The organism is Ideonella sp. FW305-24, assembly GCF_058788035.1.
The window spans coordinates 74366-94920 of sequence record NZ_JBYTAI010000003.1 but is presented as its reverse complement, the minus strand read 5'-3'; the positions used below and the strand labels follow the sequence as shown (position 1 = coordinate 94920).

The window sequence follows — 20555 nt, the reverse complement described above, 5'->3', positions numbered from 1 at the left end:
CGTGGCATTTCCCCATAACAAGCACGAGCCGCCTCCGATGACCTCCTCTTCGTCGCCCACCACGTCCCAGGGCTTTGCCTATTCCCGCGAGCAGTTCCAGCAGATCGTCGACGATGTGCTGGGCATGGCCAAGGCGCTGGGCGCCAGCGACGCAGGCGCCGAGGTGTCCGAAGGCAGCGGCCTGAGCGTCTCGGTGCGCATGGGCGAGGTCGAGAACGTCGAGCGCAACCGCGACAAGTCGGTCGGCGTGTCGGTCTACCTGGGCCAGCGCCGCGGCAATGCCAGCACCTCGGACTTCTCGCACACCGCGCTGCAGCAGACGGTGCAGGCTGCCTACGATATTGCCCGCTTCACCGCCGAAGATCCTGCGGCCGGCCTGCCGGATGCCGAAGACCTGGCGACGGCCGAAGAGGTGGCCCGCGAACTGGACCTGTTCCACCCCTGGGCGCTGGATGCCGACACTGCTGCCGCACTGGCGCGCCGCACGGAGGACGCGGCCCTGAAGCTGGACAAGCGCATCACCAACTCCGAAGGCGGCGCGGTCTCGGCCCAGCAGTCGCACTTCTGGGCCGGCAACAGCCGCGGCTTCCGTGGTGGGTATGCCAGCTCGCGGCATTCGCTGTCGGTCTCGCCGATTGCCGGCAAGGGCGCCCACATGCAGCGCGACTACTGGTACAGCTCGATGCGCAACGCGCTGGACCTGGCCGCGCCGGAGGCCGTGGGCCGCTACGCCGCGGAGCGTGCGCTGTCGCGCCTGAAGTCGCGCAAGATCGCCACCTGCGAGGTGCCGGTGCTGTTCGAGTCCACCGTGGCCGCCGGGCTGCTCGGCGCATTTGTGCAGGGCACCAGCGGCGGCGCGCTGTACCGCAAGGCCAGCTTCCTGCAGGACAGCCTGGGCAAGGCCGTCTGGGCCGACCACATCGACGTGCTGGAAGACCCGTTCGAGCGCGGTGCCAAGGGCAGTGCGCCGTTCGATGATGAGGGTGTGCGCACCAGGGCGCGCCAGGTGGTGCAGGGCGGCGTGGTGCAGGGCTATTTCCTGTCCAGCTATTCGGCTCGCAAGCTGGACATGAAGACCACCGGCCATGCCGGTGGCTCGCAGAACCTGCGTCTCACCAGCCGGCTGACCCAGCCCGGCGACCACCTCGAAGAGATGCTGCGCAAGCTGCACCGCGGCCTGTTCGTCACAGAGCTGATGGGCCAGGGCGTGAACTACGTGACCGGCGACTACTCGCGCGGCGCGGCCGGCTACTGGGTCGAGAACGGCCAGATCGCCTTCCCGGTGCACGAGATCACCATTGCCGGCCAGCTGCAGCACATGCTGCGCAGCATCGTCGCGGTCGGCACCGACACCTACAACCTCGGCGCGAAAACGGTAGGTTCTGTCCTGCTCGACAAGATGAAGATCGCCGGCAGCTGAGAGATGGTGCACCCGGCTTCGCGAGTGCGCAAAGCTGGGGTGTTGCCGTCCGTCACACAGGGGCTTCCACCGGGGAAGCCTGCAGGGGACGACTCCTAGAATTCCTGGCACTCAAGCAGCAATTCTCAGGAGACAACTCGATGATCGAACGACGTTCGTTTGTGCGTGGCGCGGGCCTGGCTGGCGTGCTGGCGGCCGGCAGCGCGCCGGCCATCGTGCACGCGCAGGCCACCCTGCGCTGGCGCGTGGCTTCCAGCTTCCCGAAGTCGCTGGACACGATTTTTGGCGCCGGCGAAGTCTTCGCCAAGAAGGTCGGCGAGATGACCGGCGGCAAGTTCCAGATCACCGTGCACGCTGCGGGTGAACTGATGCCGCCGCTGGGTGTCGTGGACGGCGTGCAGAACGGCACCGTCGAGGCCTGCCACACGGTGCCTTATTACTTCTTCGGCAAGGACCCGACCTTTGCCATCGGCGCGGCCATTCCGTTTGGCCTCAACAGCCGGCAGATGAGCGCGTGGATGTTCGAGGGCAACGGCCTGAAGCTGATGCGCGAGTTCTACGACGGCTACAACATCGTCAACTTCCCCTGCGGCAACACCGGCGCGCAGATGGGCGGCTGGTTCCGCAAGGAGATCAAGTCGCTGGACGACATGAAGGGCCTGAAGTTCCGCATTGGCGGCTTCGCCGGCAAGATCGTCGAACGCCTGGGCGCGGTGCCGCAGAACCTGCCGGGCAGCGAGATCTACCAGGCACTGGAAAAAGGCACGATCGACGCGGCCGAATGGGTCGGCCCCTACGACGACCAGAAGCTGGGCTTCTACAAGGTTGCGCCTTACTACCTCTACCCCGGCTGGTGGGAAGGCGGCCCGCAGGTCGACCTGTTCATCAACAAGAAGGCCTATGAGAGCCTGTCGGCCGAGTACAAGGCCATCGTCGAAGCGGCCAGTGCCTACGCGCATGTGGACATGCAGGCCAAGTACGACGCCCGCAACCCGCCGGCACTCAAGCAGCTGGTGGCGTCGAACACCAAGCTAATCGCCTTCCCCAAGGCCATCATGGACGCTGCCTTCAAGACCTCGATGGAGGTCTATGCCGAGTTGAACAGCAGCAACCCGGCCTGGAAGAAGATCTACAGCGACTACGACGCCTTCCGTCGCGACCAGAACCTGTGGTTCCGCTTCACCGAAGCACGCTTCGACAGCTTCATGCAGGCCCAGAAACTCTGAGCACCAGCGTCTCGGCGATGAAAAAAGGGCGACCTTCGGGTTGCCCTTTTTGCGTCTGGGTTGGCTCGCTCAGGGCTTCGCGGCCGGCGTCTTGAAGACGTCCATCGGGTCGGGTTCGGACGCCGCTTCCGACGCGCCTTCGGGCACCGGGAAATCGGGCATCGAGGCCGCTTCATCGGCCGGCGCGGCGCCCATGTTCTGCAGCGTCTCGGTGGCCTTGTTCAGGTCCAGCACCTGCGGCTTGTCCAGGAAGATCGTGACCGACTGCGGCACGAAGATCACGATGGCCACCAGGATCAGCTGCATCAGCACCCAGGGCACGGCACCGAGGTAGATGTCCTTGGACTCGACCTTGCGCGGGATGGCGCCGTTCTTGAACAGCGAGTCGGCAATGCCGCGCAGGTAGAACAGCGCAAAGCCGAAGGGCGGGTGCATGAAGCTGGTCTGCATGTTCACGCACAGCATCACGCCGAACCAGACCAGGTCGATGCCCATCTTCTCGGCCACCGGCCCGAGCAGCGGCAGGATGATGAAGGCGATCTCGAAGAAGTCGAGGAAAAACGCCAGGAAGAAGATGAAGATGTTGACGACGATCAGGAAGCCGATCTGGCCGCCCGGCAGGCCCGAGAGCATGTGCTCGATCCAGCGCCCGCCGTCCACGCCCTGGAAGACCAGCGAGAAGACGCGTGAGCCGATCAGGATGTAGACCACCATCGCGGTGATGCGTGCGGTGCTGTACATCGCGTCGCGCACCAGCGGCCAGGTCAGCCGCCCGTACATGCCGGCCAGGATGAAGGCGCCGACCGCGCCCATCGCGCCGGCCTCGGTGGGTGTGGCGACGGCCGTGTCCAGCCCCGGCAGGCCGCCCATGCTGCCCAGCACGGCGAAGATCAGGATGGCCGACGGGATGATGCCGCGCAGGCACTTGGCCCACAGCGCCCAGCCCAGCAGCGTGCGGCTTGCCTTGGGCACGCCGGGCACGTGCTCGGGCTTCACGCGGCTCAGCACGAAGGTGTAGAGCGCGAAGATCAGCACCTGCAGGATGGACGGGCCCCAGGCGCCCTTGTACATGTCGCCCACCGAGCGGCCGAGCTGGTCGGCCAGCACCACCAGCACGAGAGACGGCGGCACGATCTGCGTGATGGTGCCCGAGGCCGCCAGCACGCCGGTGGCGTAGCGCATGTTGTAGCCGTAGCGCATCATCACTGGCAGCGAGATCATCGCCATCGCAATCACTTGGCCGGCCACGGTGCCGGTGATGGCGCCGAGGATGAAGCCGACGATGATCACCGAATAGCCCAGGCCGCCGCGGATCGGGCCGAAGAGCTGGCCCATCGAATCGAGCATGTCCTCGGCCAGGCCGCACTTCTCCAGCAGCGTGCCCATCATCGTGAAAAACGGGATGGCCAGCAGCAGGTCGTTGGACAGGATGCCGAAGACGTTCTGCGGCAGCGCGGCCATGAACTCGGCCGGGAACCAGCCCATGAAGACCGCGAAGATGCCGCAGCCCAGGCCCAGCGCTGCCAGCGAAAACGCGACCGGGAAGCCCAGCAGCATCACGAGGATCAGGCCGGCGAACATCACCGGCGCGAAGTTCTCCATCGCGATCATTGCAGTGGCCTGTCGTAGTGGATGTCCATCTGGTAGATGTTCATCAGCCAGCCCACGCGCTTGAGGATTTCACCCAGGCCTTGCAGCAGCATCAGGCCAAAGCCCAGCGGCAGCATCAGCATGGCCGGCCAGCGCACCAGGCCGCCGGCATTGCTGGAGACCTCGCCGGAGAGGAACCAGCGCCAGAACAGCGGCGTGGCAAACCACAGCATCGCCAGCATCACCGGCAGCAGGAAGAAGACCAGGCCGAACAGGTCCACCCAGACCTTGCCGCGGCCGCTGAGCCGCGCATAGAAGATGTCGACCCGCACGTGTTCGTTGTGCTGCAGCACGTTGGCCGCGCCCAGCATCACGCAGGCGGCGAACAGGTACCACTGGATCTCCAGCCAGCCGTTGGAACTGTAGCCGAAGGCATAGCGCACGACGGCATTGCCGGCGCTGATGAAGCACGAGAGGATGACGGCCCAGCCTGCGAGGCGGCCAAAGCGGGTGTTCAGCCAGTCAATGCCGTGGGCAAAGGCGAGCAGGGCTTTCAAGCAGGCCTCCAGCGCGGAGGCAGTTGCGAGCAGGCAAACGACATGGCCGCTTTCGGTGAGCAAATGGAAAGGCGCACGAGAAAACGTGCGCCATCTGCTTCACTGTATCGGCTGATGCGGGGCTTCCACGCCGGGCACGGGCGTGCTCAGGGAAAGCCACTATGCGGCCAGCGCACAGTGCGCTGGCCCTGCGCGACTCAGGCTGCGCCGCTGGACTGGAACAGCTTGGTCGAGCGTGCGCCGGAGCGGCAGAAGGCCAGCAGCGGGCGCGGCAGTTCGGCCATCAGCACGCCAAACGCGGCAATCTCTTCGGGCGACTGGTAGACGCCGCTGACCGGCAGGTGGCGGTAGCTCAGGCCGGCGGCCTGGGCAGCTGCTTCGACCTGGGCGCTGGTCGGCTGCTCGGGGCCGCCTTCGCCGTCGGGGCGGTTGTTGACGACGCTGCGAAAGCCCAGCCGGGCCAGTTCGGCCATCGCCGCAGGTTCGAGTTGCGGGGCGACGTAGACGTCGGCGGTCAGCGCGCGGATCGGCAGTTGGGTGTTCATGTCGTTGTTCTCCGAATGTTCAAGGATTCAGGGCTTTCTTGACCGCGGCCGAGACCAGGCCCATGTCGGCCTTGCCTGCGAGCTGGGTCTTCACCGCGCCCATGACCTTGCCCATGTCGCCTGGGCCCTTGGCGCCCAGCGAGGCGACCAGTGCGGCCACTTCGGCGTCAATCTGCTCGGCCGACAGGCGCTCGGGCAGGTAGCCCGACAGCACCTTCAGCTCCGCCGCTTCCTTGTCGGCCAGGTCCTGGCGGCCGCCTTGTTCAAACGCTGTGATCGAGTCCTTGCGCTGCTTGATCATCTTGTCGATCAGGCCGATCACCATCGCGTCGTCCAGCGTCACACGCTCGTCGACTTCCTTCTGCTTGCAGGCCGCCAGCAGCAGGCGGATGGTGGCCAGGCGCTCGCTGTCCTTGGCGCGCATCGCCGTCTTCATGTCTTCGGTGATCTGATCCTTGAGGCTCATGGCTCGTCCTTGTGGCGTTCTTGTTGGGTGCCTCGTGATGCGAGGCAGCCCAACATTGTCCTCCGGTTCAAACCGATTCCAGCGCCAAGAGCTCTTCCACCGTCTGGCGGCGGCGGATCAGCCGTGCCTCGCCGCCGTCGACCAGCACTTCGGCGATCAGCGGCCGGCTGTTGTAGTTGGAGGACATCGACGCGCCATAGGCGCCTGTGTCGTGCAGCACCAGCAGGTCGCCCACGCGCGCCTGCGGCAGCTCGCGCCGCAGCACCACGCCGCCTTCGCCCTGCGTGAACACGTCGCCTGACTCGCACAGCGGCCCGGCGACCACGCTGGCTTGCAGCGGCCGCGTAGAGAGGTCTTCTGCCGCATCGGCCGGGATCAGGCTCATCTCGTGGTGGCTGCCGTACATGGCCGGGCGCATCAGGTCGGAGAAGCCGGCGTCCACCAGCACGAAATGGTTGCCGCCCATGCGCTTGGTGGCACGCACCTCGGCCAGCAGCACGCCGGATTCGGCCACCAGGTAGCGGCCCGGTTCCAGCTCCAGCTTGACGGGCCGGCCCAGGTGGCTGGCGATCTCGCGGCGGGCGGCGTCCCAGAGGCTGAAGTAGTGCGCGGTGTCGATGCGCGGCTCGCCATCCCGGTAGGGAATGGACAGCCCGCCGCCGGCCGAGATGGCTTCGAGCTTCATGCCGGTCTGCTTGACCAGCGCAACCATGGCCGCGCAAACCTGCTGCAGGTGGGAGTAGTCCACGCCCGAGCCGATGTGCATGTGCAGGCCGACCAGGTGCAGCTTGTGCAGGCCGATGCGGGCCAGCGCAGCGGGCAGGTCGCTGTGCCAGATGCCATGCTTGCTGTGCTCGCCGCCGGTGTTGGTCTTGTTGCTGTGGCCGTGGCCGAAGCCGGGGTTGATGCGCAGCCAGACCGCGTGGCCGGGCGAGCGCGCGCCGAGCTGGTCCAGCATGTCGATGGAGCCGGCGTTGACGGGGATCTTGTGGCGGATCACGGTGTCCAGCGTCGCCGCGTCGAACAGGTCAGCCGTGAAGACGATGCCCGACGCGCCTTGGGCATTCGGCTCGGCGCTGTAGCCCGCGGCCAGTGCGCGCTCGATCTCGCCACGCGAGACTGCGTCCACCACCACGCCTTGCGCTCGCATCAGCCGCAGCAAATGGGTGTTGGAGTTGGCCTTCTGCGCGAAGCGCACGGTGTCGAAGGCCTGCAGGTCGGAAATGCGCTCTCGGATGGTGGCAGCGTCGTAGACCCACAGCGGCGTGCCGTGTTCACGGGCCAGCGCGCGCAGCTGGGCGGCGGAAAAGGGTGAGCGGGACGGGTTCATCGCGGCATCATGCCGTTGGCAACCCATATTGCAAAATGCTCAGATGTCGGCCATTCATTCATTCTGGATATGAAACTCACGCACCGCCAAGTCGAGGTGTTCCGCGCGGTGATGACCACCGGCCATGTCACGCGCGCGGCCGAGCTGCTGCACAGCTCGCAGCCCACGGTCAGCCGCGAGCTGGCGCGGCTGGAGCAGGTGCTGGGGCTGGCGCTGTTCGAGCGCGTGAAAGGGCGGCTGCGGCCGACAGTGCGGGCGTTGGCGCTGCTGGAAGAGGTGGAGCAGTCCTATGTGGGGCTGGAGCGCATCGCGGCCACGGCTGTCGCGCTGCGCGACTTTGCCCACGGCCGGCTGCAACTGGCCTGCCTGCCGGCGCTGGCGCATGCGCTGCTGCCCGCTGCGCTGCGGCGCTTTGCGGCGCTGCAGCCGCAGGCCAGCGTGTCCATCCAGACGCAGGAGTCGCCGCAGCTGGAGGCGGCCCTGAGCGAGCAGCGCCATGACCTGGGACTCAGCGAGCGCCGCGAGGCGCCGATGGGCTGCACGCTGGAAACGCTGCTGGTGGCCGACGAGGTCTGCGTGCTGCCGCCGGGCCATGCGCTGATGCAGAAGGCGGTGCTGGCGCCGGCGGATTTCGCGGGCGAGCCCTTTGTCAGCCTGGCGCCTGCCGACCCCTACCGGCAGCAGGCCGACGCGGTGTTCGCCGCAGCCGGCGTGCAGCGCAAGCTGCTGCTCGATTCACCCAGCGCGGTCTCGGTCTGCGCACTGGTTCGCGAGGGGCTGGGGCTGGGCATCGTCAACCCGCTGACGGCGTTGGCGCTGGCCGGCACCGGGCTGGTGATCCGGCCGTTTTCGGTGGCCATCCCGTTCCACGTTGCGGTGGTGCTGCCGCAGTGGCGCACCGAGCATCCGCTGCGTGCGGCCTTGCTGGTCGCGCTGCGCGACGCGGCGCAGGACCTGCAGGCAAGGCTGGCAAACCCGAAATGAAACACCCATGAAAAAAGCCCGCTGCAGCGTCCCGCGCGGGCTTTTTTCAGAGAGATCCGTGGCCGGAAATCAGTACAGCTTCTTCGGCAGCTGCATGCTGCGAACACGCTTGTAGTGGCGCTTCACGGCGGCTGCCTTCTTGCGCTTGCGCTCGGCCGTCGGCTTTTCATAGAACTCGCGAGCGCGCAGTTCGGTCAGCAGACCCAGCTTTTCAATGGTGCGCTTGAAGCGGCGAAGGGCCACGTCGAACGGCTCGTTTTCCTTGACACGGATGGTGGTCATTTAACGAAATATCCTCGGATGAATGCGCTCGGTGTCCAGTGCTGACATGCACCTGAAGTGCTTCCGGAAGTCGCAGGTGACATGCCAAAAAGGCAGATCCACACCAGATCGACACGCTTGAGTGCTAGCAAAGACGACGATTCTAGCCCGAAAACCGCCTCTTGCCAAATCGGGCTTGACAAACTTCTTTGGCAGTCGCACGCGAGACCAGTAGACCTGAGCCTCAGGCCGCGGCTCTGTCCTGCGCGGCCTCCGCTAGCGCCTCGGCACAGGCAAACGCACTGGCCCAGGCCCACTGGAAGTTGTAGCCGCCTAGCCAGCCGGTCACGTCCACCACTTCGCCAATGAAATAAAGCCCGGGCTGGCGCTTGCTTGCCATGGTCTGCGAGCTGAGGTCGTTGGTGTCCACACCACCGGCCATCACCTCGGCCTTGTGCCAGCCTTCGGTCCCGGCCGGCATCAGCTGCCAGTCCTGCAGGCTGGTGGCGAGCTGGCGCAGCTGCGCGTCCGGCACCTGCGGCATGGCCTGGCTGCCGTCCAGGCCCTGGATGGCCAACCAGGTGTCGGCCAGGCGCTGCGTCAACAGGCTGCCAAGCTCGTTGCCCAGTTGTCGGCGGGACTGCTGCTTGGCTTTCAGCAGCACTGCCAGCAGGTCCACGCCGGGCAGCAGGTTCAGTCGCAGCGGCTGGCCGGGGCGCCAGAAGCTCGAGATCTGCAGCACTGCCGGGCCACTGAGGCCACGGTGGGTGAACAGCAGGTCTTCATGGAAGCTGATTTCACCGCCGCCACGCGCCTTCTTGCCGACGGCAGGCGCTGCGCAGCGGATCTCGACTGGCAGCGCAATGCCGGCCAGCGGCACAAACGGTGCCCAGTCGGCTGTGGCAAAGGTCAGCGGTACCAGCGCGTGGCGCGGCGTCACCAGCCGGTGACCGAATCGCTCTGCCAGGCGCAGGCCGAAGTCGCTGGCGCCGATCTTGGGGACAGGCAGCCCGCCGGTGGCGATCACCAGTTGCGGCGCGTGCACCGGGCCGCGGTCGGTCTGCAGTTGCCAGCCGCCATCGTCGGCACGGTCCACCTGCTGCACCGCGCACGGCTGCCAGCGCGTCACGCCACCCGCCTCGCATTCGCGCAGCAGCATCTGGATGATCTGGTCGGCCGAGTCGTCGCAGAACAGCTGGCCCTTGTGCTTCTCGTGGAAGGCGATGCGGTGCTTCTGCACCAGTGCGATGAAATCGGCCGAACTGTAGCGGGCCAGTGCAGAGCGCGCGAAGTGCGGGTTGTCGGACAGGAAGTTGGCCGGACCTGCATCGCGGTTGGTGAAGTTGCAGCGGCCACCACCGGAGATGCGGATCTTCTCGGCCAGCTTGGCCGCATGGTCGATCAGCAGCACCTTCAGGCCACGCTGGCCGGCCTGCGCGGCGCAGAACAGCCCGGCCGCACCAGCGCCGATCACCACGGCATCAAAACGATTCATTGCGCCAGCGCCTTCCACAACATGTAGGCGGCCAGGCCGTACAGCAGCACCGCGAAGATGCGCTTGAGCTTCCCTACGTCCATCGAATGCGCGGCCTTCGCGCCCAGCGGCGCCATCAGCATGCTGATGACGGCCACGGTGCCGAGCGCTGGCAAATACAGGTAGCCAAAGCTGCCCGGTAGCGCCGATGGCAGCGACCAGCCGCTCACCACATAGCCCAGCGTGTTGGCCAGCGCGATCGGGAAACCCAAAGCGGCGCTGGTCGCGACTGCGTTGTGGATCGGCACGTTGCACCAGGTCATGAAAGGCACGCTGATGAAGGCACCACCTGCGCCGACCAGGCCCGAGGCAAGTCCCACCGTGGTGCCGGCCGCCGCCTGGCCTTGCCAGCCCGGCATCTGCCGCTGTGGCTTGGGCTTGCGGCCGCGCAGCATCTGCGTGGCCGAGAAGCTGACGAAGAGGCAGAACATGACCGCCAGCCACTGGCCCTTGACCACCGCGAACAGGCCGGCGCCCGCCAGCAGCCCGCCGACCAGGATGCCGGGCGCCATCGCCCGCACGATGGGCCAGCGCACGGCGCCGTGCCGGTGGTGCGCGCGTACGCTGGACAGCGAGGTGAACAGGATGGTGGCCATCGAGGTGGCGATGGCCATCTTCACCGCCAGGTCGGCCGGCACGCCGCGGTGGCTGATGATCAGCGTCAGAAAGGGCACCAGCAGCATGCCGCCGCCCACGCCCAGTAGCCCGGCGAGAAAGCCGGTGAAGCTGCCGAGCAGCAGCAGCTCGGCCACCAGCGTCAGCGAGAAATCCATCAGCGGTCCAGCAGCGCCATCACGGCCTGCCACTCTTCGGGCGAGACCGGCGTGATCGACAGCCGGCTGCCGGGCTGCAGCAGGCGCATCGTCGCCAGCGCAGGTGCCTCGCGCATGTCCTTCAGCGGCAGCAGCCGGGTCTTCTTGCGGAACTTCACGTCCACGTTGAGCCAGCGCGGTGCCTCCGGCTTGGACTTGGGGTCGAAGTACGGGCTCTTGGCGTCGAACTGGGTCGCATCCGGGTAGGCGCTGCTGGCGACTTCGGCAATGCCGGCCACACCGGGCTCGGCGCAGGAAGAGTGGTAGTACAGCACCTGGTCACCCACGCGCATGCCGTCGCGCATGAAGTTGCGCGCCTGGTAGTTGCGCACGCCGGTCCACGGCACGGTCTGGCCGGGCAGGGTGGCGAGGTCGTCGATCGAGCATTCGTCGGGCTCGATCTTCATCAACCAGTATTGGGGGGCGGCGTTCATGTCTGCTGCAGCGAGGCACGAAAAAATGCCGGCGCTGCAACAGGCCGGCATTGAAGGATAAGGTGTCCGCCGCAAACCATGGGCCGCATTCCTGAACCCAGGGGATTCAGGTGGGCGAGGTCAGCAAGACTTCGGGTTCATCTGACGCGAGACGATCACACCAGTCGAGCAATGTTCCAAGCCCGGGCTCGCGAGAGCATCGGTTCAAGGAAATATAAAACCCACGCAGATGCAGCGGACGGTTTGATTCTAGGCCGTGCGGCGCCGGGAAGCGTAGGAAAAGAAGCCAAAACCGTGGTCAACAAAAGGCCGTCTTGTAAAGCTGCCGCAGGGCCTGGGGCAGCCGTGCTACGCCGCTGCGTCGGCGGCGGCGCTCAGAGCAACTGACCGTCGTGGCCCAAGGTGCTGTCAAGCCGGTCGATCAGCTGCGTCACCAGCAACTCGGCTTCTTGCTCGGCTGCGGTTTGTGCAGGGCTCGCGACAGCCGAGATGGCAGGTGCGGCAACCGGCGCGGATGCAGGCCGCTCGGCCAGGCGGTAGGCCAGATTCAGCGCCGCCAGCACCGCCATGCGCTCGCGTGCCTTGACCTTGCCGGCGTCGCGGATGGCGCTCATTTCCTGGTCCACCGTCTGAACCGCCGACAGCAGCAACGTCTCGCCGCCTTCGGGGCAGGCCAGCAGGTAGCTCTGGCCCAGGATCGTGACTTCCATCTGCTTCATTCGGCGGCTCCCGCCTTGCCTGCGCTGGGCGTGTCCGCCGGCAGACGGTCCAGCAGGATCTCGACCCGGGCGCGTGCCGCAGCCAGGCGCGAGCGCAGGTTGTCCCGCTCGGCGAGCACCGACTGCAGTTGCTGGGTCAGCAAGGCATTGGTGCGCGCAAGTTCCTCGTGGCGGAGCACAAGGCGGTCGATGCGTTCGGCAAGTTCCGGCAGACGGGACATGGGCCTCGGCTAGCGCTGAGCTGGGAGAAGTTCATTGTATGCAGGCCGCGCCGTGGCTGACCGCCTGCATGCGCCCGTTTTCAGGGACTGGCCGGGCTGGCCGCCGGGGTGGCTGCGGGCGCCGGTGCGGGTGGCCGCATCTGCCGCAGCGTGCGCGCCAGTTCGATGACGGCCAGCGCGTAATAGCTGGACCAGTTGTAGCGTGTGATGACGTAGAAGTTGCGCGTGCCGGCCACGTAGCTGGGCGCGCTGTCGCCGTTCTGCAGTTCGACCAGCGCGAGCGGGCCGTCGTAGGCCTGGCCAGCTGCGTCCAGCTGCGCGCCGAGCTCGGTCATCTGCTTGGCGCTGAAGCTGGGCAGGATGTCGGGGGCCAGCAAGGTGGCGCGGTCGCTCACCGCGGCTGGCGGGGTCACGCCGAAGTGCGTCGGCAGGCCGCGTTGCCAGCCGAATTCGGCCAGGTAGTGCGCCACGCTGCCCACCACGTCGGCGCCATGCGTGTCCAGGTCGATGCGGCCATCGCCATCGAAGTCCACCGCGTATTTCAGGATGCTGCTCGGCATGAACTGCGGCAGACCGATGGCGCCGGCATACGAGCCGCGCACGCTTTGCGGGTCGCGCTTTTCCTGGTTGCACCAGCGCAGGAAGCCGGCCAGTTCGTCGCGGTAGAAAGGCGTGCGGTCGGAGCGGCCGCTGGGGAAGTCGAAAGACAGCGTCGCCAGCGCGTCGATCACCTTGTAGCCACCGGTGTGCCGGCCGTAGAAGGTCTCGATGCCGACGATGGCGACGATCACCGAAGCCGGCACGCCCCAGCGCGCTTCGGCCTGGTCCAGCCAGCGCTCGTGGTCCTGCCACCAGCGCTGGCCTTCGCGCAGGCGCTGCGGCTCGACGAAACGCGCCCGGTAGGCCTGCCAGTTTTTCGCGACACCGGCGGCAGGCGGCATCACCAGCTTGGCGACGCTGGGCTGGTAGCGGGCCTGCGCCAGCTGCGCCAGCACCCAGTCCGCGTCCAGCCCCTGCTGCTCCGCCAGACTGCGGCCCAGGCGCAGCACGTCCTCGCGCTGGCCGTAAGTCACGACATCGGGTGCGTCGTCGCTCTGCACCGCGCCACGTTTGCCGGGCGCGGACTTGGTCGGCTTCTTGTGCGGCGCGGCTTTGTGGCTTGCGGCGGTTTTCGGTTTGGCCGACGAGGCGGCCGGCGCGGGGGCGTTTTGCGCCGTGGCCGAACCGGTGGCAAGCAGCAGCGCGGACAAGGCCAGCGCGGTCACGGGGCACTTGGCATCCAGCATCAAGGGGCGGGTGTCCTGCAGAGGGAGATGGGTCATGGCAAGCGCGCTGTCTTGCGCGCGTTGATCGGGCTGGCCGCCAGTGTGCGGCGGAAGTCGCGCCACCAGGCGGCGAACGTGAGCGGTGTTGGACTGGCAGCCGGCGCGTAGCGCATCGCCTGCAGTGCGGACAGTGAAGCGGCCAACGACCGCGCCGGCTCGCCATGCCGCGCCAGCAGCGCCTGCGCCAGCGCGCCGGGCGACGCATGCGCGGGCGCCGGCACGTCCAGCCGCGCCAGCGCCTTGGCCACACGCGCCTGCAGCTTCTGCCACGGCGTGCGCCGCCGGCCGTCCCACCAGGCCCAGGCGGCACCGGCCAGTCCCAGGCCTGCCAAGCCCAGCACCAGCACGCGGACGAGCTGGCCGGTGTCGCGCGCGTCCAGCCCCAGCTTGTCCATCAGCTGGAACTGCTGCTGCTTGCCGTAGCCCAGCACCCACCGGTTCCAGCGGTTGTCCATGGACTCGAAGAACTGGCGCAGTTGCAGCCGCAGGTCCGGGCTGACCGCTTCCAGCGTGTTGGCGACCAAGCCTTGCGGCACTTCCAGCGCGCGGCTGCGCTGGATGCGGTCGGGTGCGACGGCCGCGGTCGGGTCGGCCCTCAGCCAGCCACGGCCTTGCTGCCAGTATTCGGCCCAGGCGTGGGCATGGCTCTGGCGCACGATCCAGTAGCCGTCCGCCTCGGTTTCGTCGGTGCCCTGGTAGCCGGTGACGATGCGGGCGGGCACCCCCATCGCCCGCATGATCACCGTGAAGGCGCTGGCGTAGTGCTCGCAAAAGCCCAGCTTGCGGTCCAGCCAGAACTCGTCCACCGGGTCCCCGTCGTAGGTTCCGGGCTCCAGCGTGTAGGTGTACTGGCCGGTGCGGATGTGGCGCAGCACCGCGTTGGCCAGCGTGGTGGCGTCGGCGTTCTGCAGTTCGGGCTGGGCGTGCAGCGCCAGGGCCCAGGCGACGGTGCGCGGGTGCCGGCCGGCCGGCAGCGAAGTCAGGTCGCGCTGCTGGTAGACCGCCAACTCCGGGCTGCGTTCCAACTGCAGCGTGGCACGCGCTTGCAGCAGCACACGTTCCGCCAATGGTGCGCGCAGCCGCCACTGCAGGCTGTCGCCGGCCGGTGGCAGCAGGTCGTCCCGCGGGGGCGTGGCCTTGGGCGCGGCCTGGGTGTAGTCCAGCAGCGGGAGCCACATCAGGCGCAGCGGCTCGATGGTCAGTTCGTAGTCGACAAAGCCTGTACCTTTGGCAACCGGCTTGGCCGCGGCCGCCCGGCGGCCGAACTCGCGCAGCGGCGGCTCGGCGCGCCAGGTCTGGCCGTCATAGTCGCTCAGCACCGGGCCGCGGAAATACATGGCTTGCGGCGGCGGCTTGGGGCCGTTGAAACGCACCCGCATCGCGATGCTGTCGTCCTGTGCCAGTTCGGCCACGTCACCCATCTTCAGCTGGTCCGACAGCCCCGTGTGCGCGCCGCGGCCCGGCATGGCCCACAGCGGCGGCAGGCGCGGGAAGACCAGGAACAACGCGATCATCACCGGCGTGCCAAAGGCCGCGGCGCGCAGCGCCAGCAGCCCGGCCTCGCGCAGTGGCGGCCGGCCAGTCGGCATGTGGGCCAGCGTCAGCGCGCTGAGCCAGCCCCACACGGCCGCGCCCATGGCCAGTGAGGTCAGGAGCGACTGCGAATACAGGAACTGTGTCAGCACCAGGAAAAAGCCGAGGAAGAAGACCACCAGCGCGTCGCGCCGGGCGCGCAGTTCCAAGGTCTTCAGCGCCATCAGCACGACCAGCAAGGTCACGCCTGCGTCCTTGCCAATGAGGGTGTGCTCGTTGATCCAGGTCAGCCCTGCCGCCACAAACACCACGCCCAGCAAGGTCCAGCGGCCCGGCAGCGGCGCCTCGCGCACCGCCAGCCAGGCGCGCCAGGCCAGCACCGCAATGCACAACACGTCAATGCCGATGGACAGCCGCAGCAAATGCGGCGCGACCGTCCAGGCAATGACCGCCAGCATGAACAGCGTGTCCCGCGTGTCGCGAGGCAAGCGGTTCACGCGGCCCGCCAGGCTGGGCAGCGGAATGTTCATGTTCAGGTTCATGCCGACCACTCCGCGAGCATGCGCAGCGCTGCGTCGCGCTGCGTCGGCCCATGGTCGCAGGGTAGCTCGTGGCCGGGCAGACGCAGCCCGTAGTCCAGCCCGCGTTGCTCGGCTGCCAGCACCCAGGCGGCTAGGCGAGACAGCCGGGTTTCCGGGTCGCCCAGCGGGGTTTGCCGCCAGTCCAGCCAGAGCTGCTGGCGCGCGCCCTGGCGCGATTCGCGGCTGACCATCTCGCCGCTGCGCGCCACCTTCTTCCACACCACCTGGCGCAGGCTGTCGCCGCGCTGCCAGGGGCGAACGCCTTCGAACTCGGCGCCGCTGGTGGCCATGGTGCGCGGGCCCACGGCCGGCACCGGCTCGACCGGTGGCAGCTCGGCGGCCGGCGTCTCGGGCGCCGGGTAGACCCACACCTGCCCATTGGGCCGCCAGATGCTCCAGGCCCTGAACAGGCCGAACGGAAAACGGCTCTCGATGCGCAGCGGCGGCACCGTCACGCGGCCGCGCTTGGCCGCGATGCAGCTCACCGTCACGCTGGCCTGGCCCTGCGCCGGCGCTTCTGCCCAGGCCAGCGGCTGCGAGCCCCAATCGGCCTCGGTGCCCAGGCCTAGCCCATGGCGGGTGCGGCCGGGGTTGGTCAGCACGATCTCCATCACCAGTGGCTGGCCGGCGAAGGTGGCGGCGGGTGGCCGCATGTGCAGCGTCAGCCCGCGCAGCGTGCCATGCGTCATGTGCATGGACGCCAGCGCGCTGCCGGCCAGCAGGAAGGTCAGCGCGTAGCCCAGGTTCAGCTGGTAGTTGATGGTGGCGACCAGCAGCACGACCAAGGTCGCGCAGAAGGCCAGGCCGGCGCGGGTGGGCACTATGTAGATGTTGCGCTGGCCCAGCGTCCACTGGTCGGTTGCCGGCAGGCGACTCAGCCACCAGTGGCGCAGCCGGGCGCGCGGCCCGCCACGCGCGGATTCGATCGCCGGCAGGGTGGAAGCGGTGCTCACACCAGGCTCAGGGAAGCGGCACGGCTTCGATCATCGCGCGCACCTGCTCGCGCCGGCCGCGGCCGGCGCCCGCCACCGGTTGCAGGCGGTGCGCGATGGCCTGCGGCAGCAAGGCCTGCAGGTCATCCGGCACGACATGGTCGCGCCCCGCGAGCAGCGCGCGAGCGCGCGCCAACCGCAACACCGCAATGCCCGCGCGCGGCGACAGCCCGGCAACAAACCACTGGCCCGAGCGGGTCGCGGCGATCAGCGCCTGCAGGTAGTCCAGCAGCGATTCCGAGACGAAGATCTGCTTGACCGCATTCATCGCCTCGATCAACTCATCGGAGGTCATCACCGGCTGCAGTTGCGCGACCGCTTCGCGCCGGTCGCTGCCCGACAGCAGCAGGCGTTCGGCCTGGCGGTCCGGGTAGCCCAGTGTGATGCACATCAGGAAGCGGTCCAGCTGGCTCTCGGGCAGAGGGTAGGTGCCCAGCTGCTCGCTGGGGTTTTGCGTCGCAATGACAAAAAACGGCTTGGGCAGCGGCCGGGTCTCGCCTTCGACCGAGACCTGGTGCTCTTCCATCGCTTCGAGCAGCGCGCTCTGGGTCTTCGGGCCGGCGCGGTTGATCTCGTCAGCCAGCAGCACCTGCGTGAAGACCGGACCGGGGTGGAAGACAAAGCCTTCCTTCTGGCGCTCGAAGATGGACACGCCGATCAGGTCGCTGGGCATCAGGTCGGCCGTGAACTGCACCCGCGAGAACTGCAGGCCCAGCGTGACCGCCAGCGTGTGCGCCAGCGTGGTCTTGCCAACGCCTGGCAGGTCTTCGATCAGCAGGTGGCCACCTGCCAGCAGGCAGGCCAGGCTGTCGTCGATCTGGATCGGCTTGCCGACGATGATCGTGCTAATCTGGCTCTTGAGACGAGACAACCGGGACTGCAGTTCAACGCTGTTCATCGGCTCACGATAACGCAGATTCTGCAGCCGCAACGGGCTCGCCGAACCCGTTTCCAAGAGACAACGCACCGGCTCGCCGGACCTTCATGACCACCGGCTACTTCACCCATCCTGACTGCCGCGCCCATGACATGGGCCGTGGCCATCCCGAGTGCCCGCAGCGGCTGGACGCGATCGAGGACCAGTTGCTGGCCTCCGGGCTGGACGTGGCGCTGACCCGCTTCGACGTGCCGCTGGCCGACCGCGCGGACCTGCAGCACGCCCATGCCGAGGGCTATCTCTGTGAACTGGGCGAGCGCATGCAGCAGGTGGCCGAGACGGGTCAGCCTTGTGCGGTGGATCCTGACACAGTGATCGGCACGCGCACCGGGCAGGCCGCCTTGCGCGCCGCCGGTGCCGCGGTGGCCGCGACAGACGCCGTGATCGACGGCCGCGCCGAAACCGCGTTCTGCGCGGTGCGCCCGCCCGGCCATCACGCCACGCGCGACCAGGCAATGGGCTTCTGCTTCTACAACAACGTGGCCATCGCCGCCCGCCATGCGCTGGACGTGCGCGGCTTGAAGCGCGTGGCCATCGTCGACTTCGACGTGCACCACGGCAACGGCACCGAGGACATCATTGCCGGCGACGAGCGCATCCTGATGGTCAGCATCTTCCAGGACCAGCTCTACCCGTTTTCCGGCGGCGTGCCGCTGGGACCGAACATGGTCAACCTCCCGGTGCCGGCCTATACCCGCGGCATGGAAGTGCGCGAGTTGATCGAGGCCAACTGGATGCCTCGGCTGGAAGCCTTCAAGCCGCAGATGATCTTCATCTCGGCCGGCTTCGACGCACACAGGGAAGACGAGCTGGGCCAACTCGGCCTGGTCGAGTCCGACTACGAATGGATCACCCAGCGCATGGTGGACGTGGCCAGGCAGCACAGCCATGGGCGCATCGTGTCCTGCCTGGAAGGCGGCTATGCCTTGAGCGCGCTGGGCCGCAGCGTGGTCGCACACTTGCGCGCTTTGGCCGGGGTCTGACCCAGTCGCGGCGTCATGCCGCGTTCACTCGGGCAGCGTTGCGCCACGCGACAATGTTGGGATGAACACTGCCGGCCTGACCACGCTGACCCTCACCGAATTCCTGAACGCGTTGCGCCATCCCAGCGCGTTGATCGAAATCGCGGTTGCGCTGGGTTGCCTGTTGCTGGCGTGGGCGGTGGTGCGGGCCTTGCGCGGCAAGCCCGCAGCCGACGGCGCAACGGTCACGGCGACACAGCCCTCGATCTGGTTCGGCCGGCGCATCGTGGACGGCGTGCTGTTCCCTGCGCTGGCCCTGGCGCTGGCTTTTGCCGCGCGCCGCATCATGCTGGGCTTCGGCCTGCCACTGGCGGTGTTCAAGATCGTCGTGCCGGTGCTGATGTCGTTTGCGCTGATCCGCCTGTCGGTGCGCGTGCTCAGTGTCGCGTTTCCCGCCTCACGGCTGGTGCGCGCGGCCGAACGCACGATTTCCTGGGTCGCCTGGCTGGCCGTGGTGGGCTGGATCACCGGCGTGCTGCCGCAACTGCTGGAAGAGCTGGACCAGATCCGCTGGAAGCTGGGCGGCAGCGAAGTCTCGGTGCGCAACCTGCTGGACGGGCTGCTGTCCGGTGGCTTCGTGCTGGTGCTCACGCTGTGGGTTTCGGCCGCGATCGAGGCCAAGCTCTTGGCCGGCGCCATCGGCGAGCAGTTGTCGCTGCGCAAGGCCGCTGCCAACATCGTTCGCTCGCTGCTGATCTTCGTCGGACTGCTGGTCGCGCTGTCGGCTGTAGGCATCGACCTGACTGCCTTGTCGGTGCTGGGCGGCGGCCTCGGCGTGGGGCTGGGTTTCGGCCTGCAGAAGCTCGCGGCCAACTACGTCTCCGGCTTCGTGATCCTCGCCGAGCGTTCGCTGCGCATCGGTGACATGGTCAAGGTCGACAACTTCGAAGGCCGCATCACCGACATCGCCACGCGCTACACGGTGATCCGCGCGCTGAACGGCCGCGAGGCCATCGTGCCCAACGAATTGCTCATCACCCAGCGCGTCGAAAACGCCTCGCTGGCCGACTCGCGGGTGGCCATGTCCACGCTGGTCCAGGTCGCCTACGGCACCAACCTGGACACGCTGATGCCGCAACTCGAAGCCGTGACGCGAGAAGTCCCCCGCGTGCTGTCAGACCCCGGCCCCGCCGTGCAACTCTCCAACTTCGCCGCCGACGGCCTGGAGCTGACGGTCGTCTTCTGGATCGCCGACCCCGAAAACGGCGCCGGCGGCGTGCGTTCCGCGGTCAACCTGCAGCTCTGGCGCACGCTGGAAAAGCTCGGCGTGGAGATTCCCTATCCACAGCGGGTGGTGCATCAGCTTCCGTTGCCGGACGCCGCGTCTGCCTCATCGCTTCAACCAAGTCAGCAGTTCCGGCAGCAGCAGTGAGCTGTTGAGCTCGTCGTCCGACTGCCCGACGAAGCGGCGGAGGTTGGTGACGGCGAGGAAGCCGGTGTTGTCGAACTCGTCGCCGATGGCTTCGAGGAAGCCGAACTGGCCGGGTTGGTTGGAGATGCCGAGGAAGAGGAAGTAGACCTCGTCGCCGCGCTGCTGGGAGTCGCGCAGCACCTGGCGGGTGCGCGCGTGGTCGTTGTTCTCGCCATCGGTGACCATCACCACCAGCGAGCGCTTCTTCTCTTTCACCTCGGCCTTGCGGCCGAACAGCTTGCCCAGCAGGCCAGGCTCGGCACCTTTGAGCCAACCGAAGCCGCGCAGCGCCTGCTCCAGTGCGTAGCTGTAGTCGGTGCCGCCGCACCAGCCGGGTACCTTGGCGACGATCTCGCGGCCGATGTAGCCCTGGTAGTTGTCGGCCTTTACCGCACCGACCTCGAACACCGAGGCGGCGGTGTGGCTGAAGGTGATGACGTCGAGCTTCTTGTCCGGGTCGAAGGTCAGGCCCCAAGGGACCAGCCGGGTCAGCAGGTCGTTGGTGATGCCTTCGCGGTGCTCGTCCTCGAAGGAGCCGCTGACGTCCAGCAGGAAGGCCATGTCGACGACAGGTGGCTTGGTGACGCCGGCCTTTTGCAGGCACAGCTGCAGCGATGCCTGGGACTTTTGCAGGTTCAGGGTCAGGGCCATGGTG

The 20555-nt window shown here is 67.5% G+C and carries 21 protein-coding genes; 5 read left to right on the top strand and 16 right to left on the bottom strand.

Annotation, left to right across the window (positions count from 1 at the left end; translation table 11 throughout):
- The first annotated feature begins 37 nt into the window (after positions 1–37).
- Together pmbA and AC3WR5_RS09195 are read left to right on the top strand one after the other, a co-directional pair.
- Positions 38–1420 (top strand): metalloprotease PmbA, encoded by a 1383-nt coding sequence (pmbA, locus tag AC3WR5_RS09200; protein ID WP_141287760.1) that lies wholly within the window; start codon positions 38–40, stop codon positions 1418–1420.
- 143 nt (positions 1421–1563) lie between these two features.
- Entirely contained in the window at positions 1564–2646 is a 1083-nt protein-coding gene (locus AC3WR5_RS09195; RefSeq protein WP_141287764.1) for a TRAP transporter substrate-binding protein, read from the top strand.
- A gap of 69 nt (positions 2647–2715) precedes the next feature.
- On the opposite strand, the gene AC3WR5_RS09190 is transcribed toward AC3WR5_RS09195, so the two are convergent.
- The 5 genes from AC3WR5_RS09190 to lysA all read right to left on the bottom strand — a co-directional run bounded on the left by AC3WR5_RS09190 (position 2716) and on the right by lysA (position 7134).
- Entirely contained in the window at positions 2716–4254 is a 1539-nt protein-coding gene (locus AC3WR5_RS09190) for a TRAP transporter large permease (RefSeq protein WP_492484563.1), read from the bottom strand.
- Entirely contained in the window at positions 4254–4793 is a 540-nt protein-coding gene (locus AC3WR5_RS09185; RefSeq protein WP_492483726.1) for a TRAP transporter small permease subunit, read from the bottom strand. Before AC3WR5_RS09185 ends, AC3WR5_RS09190 begins: the two co-directional genes overlap by 1 nt.
- Before the next feature lie 197 nt (positions 4794–4990).
- Positions 4991–5338 (bottom strand): protein tyrosine phosphatase family protein, encoded by a 348-nt coding sequence (locus AC3WR5_RS09180; RefSeq protein WP_492483724.1) that lies wholly within the window; start codon positions 5336–5338, stop codon positions 4991–4993.
- 19 nt (positions 5339–5357) lie between these two features.
- Complete coding sequence (locus tag AC3WR5_RS09175) at positions 5358–5804, bottom strand: GatB/YqeY domain-containing protein (protein ID WP_492483722.1); 447 nt, start codon at positions 5802–5804, stop codon at positions 5358–5360.
- Positions 5805–5871: 67 nt separating this feature from the next.
- Positions 5872–7134: a diaminopimelate decarboxylase gene (gene lysA / locus AC3WR5_RS09170; protein ID WP_492483720.1), complete on the bottom strand. Its 1263-nt coding sequence runs from the start codon at positions 7132–7134 to the stop codon at positions 5872–5874.
- A 69-nt stretch (positions 7135–7203) separates the two neighbouring features.
- Between lysA and AC3WR5_RS09165 the strand changes: the two genes are divergently transcribed.
- Positions 7204–8118 (top strand): LysR family transcriptional regulator, encoded by a 915-nt coding sequence (locus AC3WR5_RS09165; RefSeq protein ID WP_492483718.1) that lies wholly within the window; start codon positions 7204–7206, stop codon positions 8116–8118.
- Between the two features lie 69 nt (positions 8119–8187).
- On the opposite strand, the gene rpsU is transcribed toward AC3WR5_RS09165, so the two are convergent.
- From rpsU to AC3WR5_RS09115, 10 genes are all read right to left on the bottom strand, one after another.
- The gene (gene rpsU / locus AC3WR5_RS09160) at positions 8188–8400 is read right to left on the bottom strand and encodes a 30S ribosomal protein S21 (protein ID WP_012346814.1); all 213 of its coding nucleotides are present in this window, start codon (positions 8398–8400) and stop codon (positions 8188–8190) included.
- A 223-nt stretch (positions 8401–8623) separates the two neighbouring features.
- Positions 8624–9874: a BaiN/RdsA family NAD(P)/FAD-dependent oxidoreductase gene (locus tag AC3WR5_RS09155; protein ID WP_492483712.1), complete on the bottom strand. Its 1251-nt coding sequence runs from the start codon at positions 9872–9874 to the stop codon at positions 8624–8626.
- Positions 9871–10686 carry a sulfite exporter TauE/SafE family protein gene (locus AC3WR5_RS09150; protein ID WP_492483710.1) on the bottom strand — a complete coding sequence of 272 codons (816 nt, stop codon included), beginning with the start codon at positions 10684–10686 and terminating at the stop codon, positions 9871–9873. Before AC3WR5_RS09150 ends, AC3WR5_RS09155 begins: the two co-directional genes overlap by 4 nt.
- Positions 10686–11159: an EVE domain-containing protein gene (locus tag AC3WR5_RS09145; protein WP_492483708.1), complete on the bottom strand. Its 474-nt coding sequence runs from the start codon at positions 11157–11159 to the stop codon at positions 10686–10688. Before AC3WR5_RS09145 ends, AC3WR5_RS09150 begins: the two co-directional genes overlap by 1 nt.
- A gap of 374 nt (positions 11160–11533) precedes the next feature.
- The gene (locus AC3WR5_RS09140; protein WP_492483706.1) at positions 11534–11878 is read right to left on the bottom strand and encodes a cell division protein ZapA; all 345 of its coding nucleotides are present in this window, start codon (positions 11876–11878) and stop codon (positions 11534–11536) included.
- Positions 11875–12099 (bottom strand): DUF904 domain-containing protein, encoded by a 225-nt coding sequence (locus AC3WR5_RS09135; protein ID WP_141289973.1) that lies wholly within the window; start codon positions 12097–12099, stop codon positions 11875–11877. Before AC3WR5_RS09135 ends, AC3WR5_RS09140 begins: the two co-directional genes overlap by 4 nt.
- 80 nt (positions 12100–12179) lie before the next feature.
- Positions 12180–13421 carry a lytic murein transglycosylase B gene (gene mltB / locus AC3WR5_RS09130; protein ID WP_492483704.1) on the bottom strand — a complete coding sequence of 414 codons (1242 nt, stop codon included), beginning with the start codon at positions 13419–13421 and terminating at the stop codon, positions 12180–12182.
- Positions 13418–15499, bottom strand: a complete 2082-nt coding sequence (locus AC3WR5_RS09125; protein WP_492483702.1) for a transglutaminase TgpA family protein — start codon at positions 15497–15499, stop codon at positions 13418–13420. Before AC3WR5_RS09125 ends, mltB begins: the two co-directional genes overlap by 4 nt.
- Positions 15496–16491: a DUF58 domain-containing protein gene (locus AC3WR5_RS09120; RefSeq protein WP_492483700.1), complete on the bottom strand. Its 996-nt coding sequence runs from the start codon at positions 16489–16491 to the stop codon at positions 15496–15498. Before AC3WR5_RS09120 ends, AC3WR5_RS09125 begins: the two co-directional genes overlap by 4 nt.
- 7 nt (positions 16492–16498) lie before the next feature.
- Entirely contained in the window at positions 16499–17428 is a 930-nt protein-coding gene (locus AC3WR5_RS09115) for an AAA family ATPase (protein ID WP_492483698.1), read from the bottom strand.
- A gap of 86 nt (positions 17429–17514) precedes the next feature.
- Here AC3WR5_RS09115 and AC3WR5_RS09110 point away from each other — a divergent pair, with 86 nt between their 5' ends.
- Positions 17515–18450 carry a histone deacetylase family protein gene (locus AC3WR5_RS09110; RefSeq protein WP_492483696.1) on the top strand — a complete coding sequence of 312 codons (936 nt, stop codon included), beginning with the start codon at positions 17515–17517 and terminating at the stop codon, positions 18448–18450.
- A gap of 61 nt (positions 18451–18511) precedes the next feature.
- Entirely contained in the window at positions 18512–19861 is a 1350-nt protein-coding gene (locus tag AC3WR5_RS09105) for a mechanosensitive ion channel family protein (protein ID WP_492483694.1), read from the top strand.
- Here AC3WR5_RS09105 and AC3WR5_RS09100 read toward each other — a convergent pair.
- On the bottom strand, positions 19820–20551 hold the full coding sequence (locus AC3WR5_RS09100; protein ID WP_492483692.1) for a VWA domain-containing protein: 732 nt from the start codon (positions 20549–20551) through the stop codon (positions 19820–19822). The two genes, AC3WR5_RS09105 and AC3WR5_RS09100, sit on opposite strands and share 42 nt — an antisense overlap.
- Positions 20552–20555: the final 4 nt, after the last annotated feature.